Origin of the sequence: Sinorhizobium terangae (assembly GCF_009601505.1) — a bacterium.
In the GTDB taxonomy this organism is placed as follows: domain Bacteria; phylum Pseudomonadota; class Alphaproteobacteria; order Rhizobiales; family Rhizobiaceae; genus Sinorhizobium; species Sinorhizobium terangae.
Window position 1 is genome coordinate 1 of the sequence record NZ_WITC01000084.1, and the last position, 11,702, is coordinate 11,702.

At 59.9% G+C, this 11,702-nt stretch carries 14 protein-coding genes and 1 tRNA gene; 6 read left to right on the top strand and 9 right to left on the bottom strand.

The annotated features are described in order from the left end of the window. Positions 1 to 138: 138 nt before the first annotated feature. Both gpt and GHK62_RS19670 read right to left on the bottom strand, forming a co-directional pair. The gene (gene gpt, locus GHK62_RS19665; protein WP_153440800.1) at positions 139 to 636 is read right to left on the bottom strand and encodes a xanthine phosphoribosyltransferase; all 498 of its coding nucleotides are present in this window, start codon (positions 634 to 636) and stop codon (positions 139 to 141) included. Between the two features lie 351 nt (positions 637 to 987). Further along, positions 988 to 1,734: a competence/damage-inducible protein A gene (locus GHK62_RS19670; RefSeq protein ID WP_153440801.1), complete on the bottom strand. Its 747-nt coding sequence runs from the start codon at positions 1,732 to 1,734 to the stop codon at positions 988 to 990. A gap of 169 nt (positions 1,735 to 1,903) precedes the next feature. On the opposite strand from GHK62_RS19670, the gene wrbA reads away from it, so the two are divergent. The 3 genes from wrbA to GHK62_RS19685 all read left to right on the top strand — a co-directional run bounded on the left by wrbA (position 1,904) and on the right by GHK62_RS19685 (position 3,275). Next, complete coding sequence (gene wrbA, locus GHK62_RS19675) at positions 1,904 to 2,491, top strand: NAD(P)H:quinone oxidoreductase type IV (RefSeq protein WP_153440802.1); 588 nt, start codon at positions 1,904 to 1,906, stop codon at positions 2,489 to 2,491. Between the two features lie 233 nt (positions 2,492 to 2,724). Then, positions 2,725 to 2,967 carry a DUF2188 domain-containing protein gene (locus tag GHK62_RS19680; RefSeq protein WP_153440803.1) on the top strand — a complete coding sequence of 81 codons (243 nt, stop codon included), beginning with the start codon at positions 2,725 to 2,727 and terminating at the stop codon, positions 2,965 to 2,967. Positions 2,968 to 3,056: 89 nt separating this feature from the next. Beyond that, positions 3,057 to 3,275, top strand: a complete 219-nt coding sequence (locus tag GHK62_RS19685; protein WP_153440804.1) for a hypothetical protein — start codon at positions 3,057 to 3,059, stop codon at positions 3,273 to 3,275. Between the two features lie 128 nt (positions 3,276 to 3,403). Here the strand turns inward: GHK62_RS19685 and GHK62_RS19690 are convergent, their stop codons facing one another. The 3 genes from GHK62_RS19690 to GHK62_RS35040 all read right to left on the bottom strand — a co-directional run bounded on the left by GHK62_RS19690 (position 3,404) and on the right by GHK62_RS35040 (position 4,380). Then, positions 3,404 to 3,772, bottom strand: coding sequence for a VOC family protein (locus tag GHK62_RS19690; RefSeq protein ID WP_184109030.1), 369 nt, complete (start codon positions 3,770 to 3,772; stop codon positions 3,404 to 3,406). A gap of 195 nt (positions 3,773 to 3,967) precedes the next feature. Next, positions 3,968 to 4,141: a hypothetical protein gene (locus tag GHK62_RS33655; protein ID WP_167528308.1), complete on the bottom strand. Its 174-nt coding sequence runs from the start codon at positions 4,139 to 4,141 to the stop codon at positions 3,968 to 3,970. Next, the gene (locus GHK62_RS35040) at positions 4,141 to 4,380 is read right to left on the bottom strand and encodes a hypothetical protein (protein WP_327791119.1); all 240 of its coding nucleotides are present in this window, start codon (positions 4,378 to 4,380) and stop codon (positions 4,141 to 4,143) included. The genes GHK62_RS33655 and GHK62_RS35040 overlap by 1 nt, the downstream gene beginning before the upstream one ends. A 250-nt stretch (positions 4,381 to 4,630) precedes the next feature. Here GHK62_RS35040 and GHK62_RS19695 point away from each other — a divergent pair. Then, positions 4,631 to 4,716, top strand: a tRNA-Leu gene (locus tag GHK62_RS19695). Between the two features lie 28 nt (positions 4,717 to 4,744). Here GHK62_RS19695 and GHK62_RS19700 read toward each other — a convergent pair. From GHK62_RS19700 to GHK62_RS19710, 3 genes are all read right to left on the bottom strand, one after another. Continuing rightward, positions 4,745 to 5,449, bottom strand: a complete 705-nt coding sequence (locus tag GHK62_RS19700) for an HAD family hydrolase (RefSeq protein WP_153440805.1) — start codon at positions 5,447 to 5,449, stop codon at positions 4,745 to 4,747. Between the two features lie 4 nt (positions 5,450 to 5,453). After that, complete coding sequence (locus GHK62_RS19705; protein ID WP_153440806.1) at positions 5,454 to 6,044, bottom strand: hypothetical protein; 591 nt, start codon at positions 6,042 to 6,044, stop codon at positions 5,454 to 5,456. A gap of 90 nt (positions 6,045 to 6,134) precedes the next feature. After that, complete coding sequence (locus GHK62_RS19710; protein ID WP_153440807.1) at positions 6,135 to 7,589, bottom strand: TrkH family potassium uptake protein; 1,455 nt, start codon at positions 7,587 to 7,589, stop codon at positions 6,135 to 6,137. Between the two features lie 159 nt (positions 7,590 to 7,748). Here GHK62_RS19710 and ilvA point away from each other — a divergent pair, with 159 nt between their 5' ends. Both ilvA and GHK62_RS19720 read left to right on the top strand, forming a co-directional pair. Beyond that, positions 7,749 to 8,996, top strand: a complete 1,248-nt coding sequence (gene ilvA, locus GHK62_RS19715; protein ID WP_153440808.1) for a threonine ammonia-lyase — start codon at positions 7,749 to 7,751, stop codon at positions 8,994 to 8,996. A 79-nt stretch (positions 8,997 to 9,075) separates the two neighbouring features. Next, on the top strand, positions 9,076 to 9,396 hold the full coding sequence (locus GHK62_RS19720) for an HlyU family transcriptional regulator (RefSeq protein WP_153440809.1): 321 nt from the start codon (positions 9,076 to 9,078) through the stop codon (positions 9,394 to 9,396). Positions 9,397 to 9,575: 179 nt separating this feature from the next. Here GHK62_RS19720 and GHK62_RS19725 read toward each other — a convergent pair whose 3' ends face one another. Then, entirely contained in the window at positions 9,576 to 11,549 is a 1,974-nt protein-coding gene (locus GHK62_RS19725; protein WP_167528310.1) for a bifunctional 2',3'-cyclic-nucleotide 2'-phosphodiesterase/3'-nucleotidase, read from the bottom strand. Positions 11,550 to 11,702: the final 153 nt, after the last annotated feature.

The following is an 11,702-nucleotide window of genomic DNA, read 5'->3' on the forward strand; positions in this document are numbered from 1 at the left end:
GCATGATTTTATCCTTAAATCGATTCCGATTTAAGGAATCATGCAGTAGTAGCCGATTTGAGGATAAGCCATTCACGGTGCCGCAGCGCTCTCTGCGCGTCTGATGGGACGCGCTGCCTGCGGAACCGCGAAGAAGTCTCAGCCGCGCGTGCCCTTGGCGATCGGCTCCTGATAGGTAAAGCCCATGTCCCAAGGGAAATAGATCCAGGTATCCTGGCTGACTTCCGTGACGAAAGTGTCGACGAGCGGGCGCCCCTTCGGCTTTGCATAGACGGCGGCGAAATGGGCTTTCGGCAGCATTGCCCGCACCTCGGTGGCGGTCTTGCCGGTGTCGGTCAGGTCATCGATGATCAGCACACCCTCACCGCCATCCTTGGCGATTTCCGGGGAAATGCCCTTGAGAACCTTCATTTGGCCCTGCGTGTCATAGTCGTGATAGGAGGCGATGCAGACGGTCTCGATCATGCGGATATTGAGTTCGCGGCAGATAATTGCAGCCGGAACAAGGCCCCCGCGGGTGATGCAGACCATTGCACGCCATTCCTGTCCGTTGTCGGCCAGCCGCCACGCGAGCGCGCGGGCATCGCGGTGGAACTGATCCCAGGATACGGGAAAGGCTTTATCTGGAAGAGACATTTACGGGCTCCGGCTTCAGTCGAATACAGGCTGCGAAGCGCCGCGGCGAACAAGGAGGTCGCACAGCGCGCTTCGTCACGCTTTGGATACCCAATACTGAAAATGAAGCCCGGAGCGCAAGGGCCGACAAGGCCTGTCCAGGAATCCTCCACCTCCGTCGAACCATGGGGGCATGAGCATGCCGCCTGATCGAATAGCTTGGAGCGGAACGTGGACGGAAAACCGCACGCGCTTTCCGCATCCCGCACTAAAGCATGTCGCGTTCAATCTGACTGATGCGATGCGCTTTAGCTCGTTGCTTTTACCCATGTCGTTGTACCAAAACCGCTGCACACTTTTGGGCGACATGCATTAGCGAGAACGGGCAATTGTCTCGATCATCGCCACGACATCGGCCTCGGCCGCAGCGAGCACCGCAGCCTCGCGAGCGCGGATGACGATATCGGTCGAGAAGGTTTTGCCGTCGAACTTGGGGTAGGAGCCAATGCTCGTTTCCGGATGTTTCTTCTGCACCTCCGCCAAGGGCCCGCCAATATCGCCTTCGCCATAGGGCGAACGGACAGTGCATGAAAGGACTGGCGTCCCCGTCTGGAGGCTGGGAAGCAAACTATCAAGCATCGCCTGGAAGACCTGGGGCACGCCGGCCATGACGTAGACGTTGGCGATCCGGAAGCCGGGCGCCGTCGATACGGGATTGGAAATATGGGTGGCGCCGACCGGCATGCGCGCCATTCGCCTGCGCGCATCGGTAAACTCCATGCCGCGGCGTTCATACATGGCGCCAAGCAACGCCATTGCCTCCGGGTCGTGGATGCACTCGACACCGAACGCTCTGGAGACCGCGTCGGCAGTGATGTCGTCGTGTGTCGGCCCAATGCCGCCGGACGTGAAGACGTGGTCGTAACGGCCTCGCAAGGCGTTGACTGCGTCGACAATCGCCTCCTCGTCGTCCGCCACGATGCGAACCTCACGCAGATCGATACCGACCATGGTCAGCATGTCGGCCAGGTGGCCGATATTCTTGTCCTTCGTTCGGCCGGACAGAAGTTCATCGCCTATGGCAAGCATGGCGGCCGTAACGATCGTGGCAGTGGTCATTGGTGCTCCTGAATACTTGGCGATCGCCGAGTCGATCCCATGGCTGTTGAAGAAAGCTTGACAGTCTGTCGACCGCCCATGTTCTGGCGACCACGTGCGTTTTGATAAATCCTGCCCCAGGGGACGATCAAGTGTAATTGCCTGACAGGAGTATCATGAGGCAAAGGTACTGGTTCTCTATTATTCCGCCTATGGGCATATCGAAACGATGGCCTACGCCGTCGCGGAAGGCGCCAAGTCGACCGGCGCGGATGTCGTCGTAAAGCGCGTGCCTGAGTTGGTGCCGGAGGACGTGGCGAAGTCCTCCTATTACAAGATAGACCAGGCGGCGCCGATTGCGACCGTCAACGAGCTTGCGGACTATGACGCGATCATCTTCGGTTCGGGCACGCGCTATGGCACCGTCGCGTCGCAGCTGCGCAACTTCATCGACCAGACCGGCAGTCTTTGGGCTCAGGGCAAACTCGTCGGTAAGGTCGGCTCCGCCTTCACCTCGTCGGCAACCCAGCACGGCGGTCAGGAAACCACCGTCCTCGGCCTGATCCCGACGCTGATGCATCTCGGCACGGTCGTCGTCGGCCTTCCTTACGCATTCGAGGGCCAGGCGGGGCTGGACGAAATCAAGGGCGGTTCTCCCTACGGTGCTTCGACCATCACCGGAGGCGATGGTTCGCGTCAGCCGTCGGCGGTCGAGCTTGATGCCGCCCGTTACCAAGGCGCGCATGTCGCGAAGATCGCCGCAAAACTCGCGTCCTGATGTCTCCGTTAGAGGCGCCTTTTGGCGCGGCCCGGCGAGACTGTGCGTTGAAGTTTCGCGAAAGCTTCGAAAGGCGGCCAAAATCATCGCAAAAGTGGCCTGGCAGCGTCATTCTGTGCTAACATCGCCGCCGTTCGGCATGCAAATGCCATTGATAAGGAGGAGCAGCAAGGACCGTGCGGCGACGGTCCGCCGGGGCAGCAACTGTCCCGGGAAATCCAGGGGAGTGAAGAATGGCGCGGATCACTTATTCGATCGTTCCACACGACGGAGGTTGGGCCTACAAGGCAGCCGAGGCGTATTCAGAGCCCTTTCCCAGTCGCGAGATGGCACTGGCGGCCGCAAGAGCCGCAGCGGCCGAACAGCAAGTAGGCGGCGACGACGAGGAAATCAGCTTCCAGGATGAGAAGGGAAATTGGCATTTCGAACACGCCGATGGGGGAGATCGACCTGAAGCAACCGTCGAGGATGGCTGAAGATAGTTGAAGGGGCAGTTGGGTTCGAGCTTATATGCCCCTGACGACGCCATCCCCGTACGCGCTGACAACGCGACGGAGGATTTCCAATGCATTATAGCGTTCAAATCTTCACCTGGACCGCCCGCTTGGGCGTTCATCAGGTCGGATCGGTTATCGAAGTCGACGCACCCAATCCGAAGGCAGCGGCGGTCTCCTTGCTTGGGTTGCGGTTGGACGACAGTGGAAAATCGTCGAAACTGGCGGTAAGAGTCTGGCGCGGAGAAGACGCCTTGAAGGCCGACTGCGATTGCTTTTACTACCACTGAGACCGGTCCGGAATCTCGCTGCGGGATGTTGTAGTGCGTCGCCTCGCGCAAGCTGATGCTCGCCATTCGTGCCGAACGAATGACGGGCTATTTTGTGGGCGGCGCGCCCCGCGCTGCACCGACCGACTTCAATCGTCCGGCGTACAGACCCTCAACCGATGACCGTCGGGATCGAGAGCCACGAACGTGCGGCCGAAGACTGCCGTCATGAGTTCCTGCTCGATCGTGACGCCCTCCTGGCGCCAAACGCCGTAAATCCGTTCAACGGCGGCATCGTTCTCAACCATGAAAGCAAGTTCGGTGCGGTTGCCGCTCCCCGCCGTGTGGAAGTTCTCCGCGCTCATCGACCACAGCCCCAAACTCAGGCCACTATCAAATTCGAAGGCGACATAGGTGGGAAACGACGCTGAGGGCTGGCGGCCAAGCAAGCGCGAATAGAACGCCGAGCTTTCCGCAGGGTTCCGGACATACGAGAGAATGAGGTTGGGCAAGAGAATGAGGTTGGGCTTAAGCACAGTTGTCTCCTTTTTCCGATGGCAGGACCATAGGAGACGATGCTGTCAGTTTCTGTCAGCATTCTCTCGTGCAGAAGCAGAACGATGGCGAGATACTCGCATATCAATCTTGTGAAGTTGATGCCGCAACATATTGGTATTCAATATTTTTGAGGACGTATCCGGTCCGTCGGCGCCTTATGACTTCCTGCTGAGAAGCAGGGGCCTCCAGACAACGCGCCGTCCCGACGTTTGCTGATCACGCAGTTCGGCCTGGCGTGCCGCGATGGCGCTTGCAAAAGCTTCCTTCATCGCGTCGATGCGACGGCGCCGTTCCTCCGGTTCGTCGCGGTTGACTGGGGCGTCCGACATCACACCAATCTCCTGGCCTCGTGCGACCTGGTCACGAACAAGCGCCCAGCAGTGAGAAGATGAAGCTCATTGGTGGTTCCGGCCTGATAGGCCTCGATCAGCATTCTGCCGTACCTTTGCGCAGGCGCGCTGTCGCGCGGCCATCGATGCTCGTCGCAGAGGCGATCGAATACACGCTGAAGCGTGTCCAGGTCTTCCGGAAACAAAGGCACATCAGATGACGCTTGCAGTGGACGCACGCCTGTACCCTCTGTCAGCAATGCAGGGACAAATTTCGAGGCAGGCTAGCTTGCCAGCAAAGGGCGATGATTGAACCCCTGGCGAATCAGGGGTTCGCGCGGTTTTTCGTGACGCGGCATTCGGCCGACGCAACCGGGCGGCCTCAACGACCCGGACAGGCTGCCCGACGGCTCCGCTCCAGAACGCAAGGAGATAAGTTGCAAAACATTCCCTTGACTGAATCTCCTAAGTGTTTGATCTAGGCCGCAGGCGGACGTGGCGAAACTGGTAGACGCAAGGGACTTAAAATCCCTCGGCCTTAGGCTGTACGGGTTCGATCCCCGTCGTCCGCACCAGCCCCTCCTTGCGCGGTTGCGCCGCCCATCAACCGGCGATTTTGCGCAAGAGCGTTTCGAGCTGACCGAGGTCGGGTATTTCATGAAAACGCGGATGGTCTTCCGGTTTCTCGTGATGTTCGAAAGACCAGGTGAGGGCGTGCGGGACATAGACGCCCCAGCTGCCGGCCGCCAGCGCCGGGACGATGTCGGATTTCAGCGAATTGCCGACCATGAGGCTCCTCGACGGCCCGTCGCCGTGTTGCGAGAATATTCTCTGATAGGTGGACATGGTCTTGTCGCTGACGATTTCGATGGCGGCGAAGAAGTCGCCGAGCCCGGAGGCGGCAAGCTTCCGTTCCTGATCGAAAAGGTCGCCCTTGGTGATCATGACGAGGCGAAAGCGTCCGGCGAGGGCCTCGAGTGTCTCATGCACGTTTGGCAGCGGTTCGACCGGATGGCCAAGCATTTCCCGTCCGGCGGCGAGAATTTCGGCGATCACCGACGGCGGCAGCTTGCCGCCGGTTACCTCGAGCGCGGTCTCGATCATCGAGAGGGTGAAGCCCTTGATGCCGAAGCCATAGAGGCCGAGATTCCGCTTTTCGGCCGCGAGCAATCTTGCAGGCAACGCCTTCGGGTCGGCGTGGTCTTTCAGCAAATCGACGAAACGCTCTTCGGTAAGGCGATAGAACTGTTCGTTCTGCCACAGCGTATCGTCGGCATCGAAACCAATGGTCGTAATTCTGTTCGGCATGGACCTATTGCGCGGCGATCTTGAAAGGCTGGTCGACGGTCGCGCTCTTGCCGCTGTTGATATCATTGAAATGAAAACGCAGCACGTAGTCGCCGGCCGGCGCGCCAGTCACGTCGATCGTCAGCGTCGAGTAGATTTCCTGGTTGCGCAGGTAGCCCGTGAAAGTGAAATCGCCGAATGCCTTCTGGCTGGCGAGGACTTCGCCCTTGGGGTTGAGGATGTCGAAATCCACCGTGAAACGCGTCTGGATCTTGCCCTTGACGCTCGCTTCCTTCCAGGTAAGCCCAACCGGTTCGACGTAGGACACGATTGCCTCGCCGGCCTTGAAGGTCGGATCGGCTTTGGGCTCGTACATCGCATAGCCCGCCGGTTCGGCCGTGACGAAGACCGCTTTGCCGATCGCGAAGGGAAGTGTTTGGGAGAACTCGCTTACCGCCTGCCGCAGCGTCTCCCGGGCACCCGCCACGTCACCTGAGGTCGCCTGCTGTTCCGCCTTTGTCGCGGCATCAGACAGCGGACCGGCCAGAGCCCCCGCGTCGATCGTCGCCGCGATCGCGGCAGTCATTGTTGCAAGCAAGAGCAGGCGTTTCGGCATCGTATTCCTCCCCCGTGCCCATGGTCTCCAGACTTTCGGTATTTGCCACTCTAAGTCAAGGCATTGCCAAGTCGATGCTAATTAAGACACTCAGTGCTTCCAGAAGACCGGGGTCAGGATGACGAGAACGGTCAGAACCTCGAGACGTCCGAGCAGCATCATCAGCGACAGAAGATAGAGTTCGGGATCCCCAAGCGTCGAGAAGTTGCCGGCTGGACCGATAATGCTGCCGAGGCCGGGACCGACGTTGGAGAGGCAGGTAATGACGGCCGAGACTGCCGTGACCAGATCATAGCCAAGCGCCGCCATCACCAGGCTGCCGAAAACCCAGAGAAGGATATAGGTTATGAAGAACAGGAAGATAGCGCGCTGCGTGTCCAGATCGACGGTGCTGTTGCCATAGCGCACCGCATAGATCGCATTGGGATAGATGAGCCTATTCAACCCTGAGCGGATCGCGTTGAAGAGCACGACGAAACGATAGGCCTTGATACCGCCTGCAGTCGAGCCGGAGCAGCCGCCCATGAAGGTGGCGATAAACGCCGTCATGACGACGAAGGGCCCCCAAAGACTATAGTCTTCGCTAGCGTAGCCAGTGGTCGAGAGGATCGAGCTGATGTTGAAGAAGGAATGCGCCAGCGCGAGATGAAATTCGACGCCATTCGCCAGCCGGTGATAGGCGGCCACGGCCACCGAAAACACGGTGAGATAGCCGAGAAAGACGCTGATTTGCGGATCGCGCAACGCGTCGAGACGCCCCCGGACGACAAGCACGATCAGGATCGAGAAGGGCAGGCTGCAAAGCGTCATGAAAAATGTGCCGGTCCACAGCAGTGGAACGCTGCCGAAATAGGCAAATGATGCATCGTGGGTTGAAAAGCCGCCGGTAGCGACGGTCGACATCGCGTGATTGATCGCATCGAAGCGGTTCATGCCAGTCATGTTATAGCCTACTGCGCAGAGCAGCGTGATCGTCACATAGACGGCGAGGAAGGCGCGGCTGAAGCTTGCGATGCGGGCGAATGTCTTGTCGCTCGTGTCGGAGGACTCCATCTTGAAGAAGGACATGCCGCCGACCCGCAGGTAGGGGATGATGAACAGGCCGAGAACGACAATGCCTATGCCGCCGAGCCAGCAAAGGAGCGAGCGCCACAGCAGCAGGCCGGGCGGCGCGTTGTCGAGCCCGACGATGACGGTCGAACCGGTCGTCGTAACCGCGGAAACGGACTCGAAGAGTGCTTGAGCAAAATCAAGGTCGAGCGAGGAGAGCCAGAGCGGGATTGCACCAACGACGGAGAAGACAAACCAGAGCAAATTGACCAGAAGAAATCCGAATTTCTTCGAGAACGGCGGAGGTCCCGCGCGGGTCGCCATGAACGTCGCCGCAGAGAGGCCACCGGTCAGGAAGGCCGTTACGGCGAAGATCTCCCAGTCCGCATGTCCGTAGTAGAGGTCGACGAGAGCGGGGATCAACATCGCGCCGGAAAGGTAGAGGCCGAGGATCGCCGCGATATGGACAGCGTGCCGGAACAGGGTTGCATTCAAGCTTCGATTTCCCGGAAACAGTTGTCGAACAGGCCGGTGGCCGCCTGGAGCGGCAGCAATAGTGGCTTGCCCGATCGATTCGTGTCAATTCGATGGCCTCATGCGAGGCAATGTGCGATAGCGTCAGGCATCGGTAAACGCAACGGATGACCCTACGTTATGAAGCAGGATGTTGAAAATGCAGCGCTCGCGCTCCGTGAAATTTTTCCGGCAACGCCGCTGCAACTCAACGATCACCTCAGCGCCCGCTACGGCGCGACGGTCTACCTGAAGCGCGAGGATCTTTCGCCCGTACGGTCCTACAAAATCCGCGGCGCGTTCAACTTCTTCCGCAAGGCTCTTGCCGCCGGGGCGATGGGCAAGACCTTTGTCTGTGCTTCGGCCGGAAACCATGCCCAGGGCTTTGCTTTTGTCTGCCGGCACTTCGGCGTTCCGGGCGTCGTCTTCATGCCGGTGACGACGCCGCAGCAGAAGATAGACAAGACTCGCATGTTCGGTGGTGAGTTCATTACCATCCGGCTGGTCGGCGACATTTTCGACCAGTGCTATCAGGCGGCGCGCGACCATGTCGAAGCGATTGCCGGCGTCATGGTGCCGCCCTTCGATCATGCGGACATCATCGAGGGACAGGCGACGGTAGCCGCCGAAATTGTCGAGCAGCTACCGGGAGGCGTTGTTCCCGATCTTGTCGCCCTACCGGTCGGCGGTGGTGGATTGTCCGCCGGTGTCACCGGCTATCTCGCCGGCACGCTTTCGATCGATCGTTTCGTTTTTTGCGAGCCGGCTGGAGCGCCAAGCCTCAAGCGGAGCCTCGAGACCGGCAGCGTGGTCACACTCGACCAGGTAGACAACTTTGTCGACGGGGCGGCTGTCGCGCGCGTTGGCGACCTGAACTTCGCAGCGCTGGCGGCCTTTGCGCCTGAGCAGGTGATGTTGCTACCCGAGAACGCGATTTGCCTGACGATCATAGATATGCTGAACGTCGAGGGTGTGGTTCTGGAGCCGGCCGGCGCCCTTTCCATAACCGCGCTGGAGATCTTCGGGCGCGCGCGGCTGGAGGGCAAGACGGTGGTTGCGGTCGTATCGGGAGGCAATTTCGATTTCGAACGCCTTCCCGATGTCAAGGAGCGGGCGATGCGGCACGCCGGGCTCAAGAAATATTTCATCCTGCGCATGGCCCAGCGCCCGGGTGCGCTACGCGATTTTCTCAATCTGCTTGGCGACGAGGACGATATTGCGCGGTTCGAGTATTTGAAGAAGTCGGCCCGCAATTTCGGCTCGGTCCTCATCGGCATTGAGACCAAGCACGCAGAAAACTTTCCGGCTCTGAAGGCGCGCTTCGATGCGGCTGGCTTGCGCTATCAGGACATTACCGAGAACGAGATTCTCGCCAATCTCGTCATTTGATCTCGGCATCGCGCCGGCGGACGACATTGCCACGCACTTAGCCTTTGACAGCGCTGGCGGCCGCGGCTAACCATGAGACATGGCATCGTTTTTCTCGAAATTGTTTGGCTTCTCCGGCGGCTCCAAAGAGGAACCCGAGCAAGCCGCTGGCAAGACTGAATCCTACGGGGATTGCTTGATCCGCGCGACTCCGATGCGGGAGGGTCCGCAATATCGCCTGGCGGGCAGCATCGAAAAGACGATGCCTGATTCTGGCGTGAAAGTGCGCACCTTCATTCGCGCCGATCTTTTCGCGTCCGAGCAGGATGCCATCGATGCGGCTCTGCGAAAGGGCCGGCAGATCGTCGATGAGCAACGCGCCGCGCTCTTTCAGGACGATTCGCCGTCCAGGCCGGTGTAAGATCGCATGGCTCCGGCCGATGAATATCCGCGCGTAAATCCCGGGTTGGACAGGTTTCCTTAGAGTCTGAATTAGATTCCGGCCGCGGGCGGTGTCGGGCGCAAGATATTGAGCGTGAGATGGGGAGGGCCGGCTTCCTCGATGTCGCGAGTGCTCGGCCCGCCCTTGCGTTCAGGGTGTCAGAGCTTGATCCGGAACCGGGCGAAGCCCTCGGCGCCTTCGCCCGCCTCTTCGATCGCAACGGCTTCCACCTGCGACAGGAACTGTCTTGCCTTGGGGCTGCTGTCGAAAAGCACGCTCGTGTCCTTGAGCGGCACGAATCTCCAGTTCGCATCGGCCGACGGGTTGATCGTTCCCTGCTCGACGATGTAGCGGACGATGACATCGCGGTTGGTGTCCGGCGCGACGAAGATCACCTTGTCGGAAGCTATATCCGGGAAGTTGCCGCCACCGCCGGCGCGGTAGTTGTTGGTCACCACCACAAACTTTTGCCCGGGGTCGATCGGCTTGCCGTCGAATTGCAGGTTCTGGATGCGCTTTGCCGAGGCGTTCACCAGATTGCCGTCCTTGTCGAACTTCGCCGGTTGTGAGAGGTCGATCTCATAGGTGACGCCGTCGATCACGTCGAAATTATAGGACGGGAAGCTCGCATTGATCAGCTCCGCGTCGACGGATCCGCGAGCCACCTGATTGAAGATACCAGCCGACATCTCGAGCCAATTGGCGACCTGGTCCCCGGTGATGACGACGGCCTGTACCGTGTTCGGATAGAGGTAGAGATCGGCAACGTTCTTGATGGCAATATCGCCTGCCGGCACATCGGTGTAGTAGTCGGCGCCGCCACGACCGCCGGCCTTGAAGGGAGCCGCCGCGGACAAAACCGGCAGGTCCTTTTGCTCCGTGTCCTTGAGCATGTCGCGGATGTACCAGGTCTGTGCCTGGCTGACGATCTGGACCGACGGGTCGTCGGCGACGAGGGCGAAATAGGAATAGAGCGGTGCCGAGGTCTTGCCGACCGGGGTGCGGACATAGGCGAGCGTCGCCTCGTGGTCTTTCTGCGCGGCGGCCAGAACGTCCGCCTTGTCGCCGACTTCGGCAATCACCTTCTTCTCCTCCCGCCGGTAGATGGGGCGAGCTTCGCTCGTCGAACTGATCACCCGCCAAGCACCGCCGTCGCGCTCGAGCAGCAGGTCGATCAGACCGAGATGGGAGCCCCAGAAGCCGCCCATGACGCCCGGCTTGCCCGAAATCAGTCCCTTGGTGTTGTCGACGCCGGCGAAGCCCTCGAATTTAGGTCCGGGAAAGTCGAGGTGGCTGTGACCGGTAACGATCGCGTCGATGCCGTCGATAGCAGCCAGAGGCACCGATGCGTTCTCGAGGTTTTCGGCATAGTCTTGCTGTCCGATTCCCGAGTGGGAGAGCGCGACGATAATGTCCGCTCCTTCCTCGCGCATCTGCGGCACCCAGGCTTCCGCCGCCTTGACCATATCGCGCGCATTCGCCTTGCCCTCAAGGTTCTTCGCATCCCAGGTCATGATTTGCGGTGGAACGAAGCCGATCAGGCCGATGCGAATCGAATGTTCCTCTCCGGCGCCGTCCTTTACCTTTCGGTCGAGAATGACATAGGGCTTGAGGAAGAGCGCATCCTGACGTGCGTTCGCCGCAAGCGCGCCCTTCGTCAGGTTGGCGCAGACGATCGGAAAGTTGGCGCCGTTCAGTACGTTGAACATGAAGTCCAGGCCGTAGTTGAACTCGTGATTGCCGAGCGTGCCGCAATCGTAGCCGAGCACGTTCATCGCGCCGATGATCGGGTGCAGATCGCCTTCCCTCATGCCGCGCTTGTAAGCGATGTAGTCCCCCATCGGGTTTCCCTGCAGGAAGTCGCCGTTGTCGACGAGCACGGAGTTCGTTGCCTCGGCTCGGATCGCATCGATGATGGAGGCAGTGCGCGCGAGCCCTACCGTGTCGTTCGGTTTGTCTCCGTAATAATCGTAAGGAAACACGTGCACGTGCAGGTCCGTCGTTTCCATGATGCGCAGATGTGCCTGGTTGGCCGCGGCACGCGCGGAGAAAGGATGAAGCATCGCGAGGGCAGAGGAGGCGGCGAGCCCGCCAAGCAGCGAACGGCGCGAAATGGGGTGAAGAGCGGTCATTGACGGCATCGCTGTCTCCATATTGAACTCTCCGCGGACGCGGTTGCGGGCCTGCGGTAACACCTTGGAATACAGGAGACTATGGCGAAAGGCACGGCAAGGCAAAGCGGCGGAATCTTGCCTATTCCGACGCCACCGCGGTACAGAGTGAGT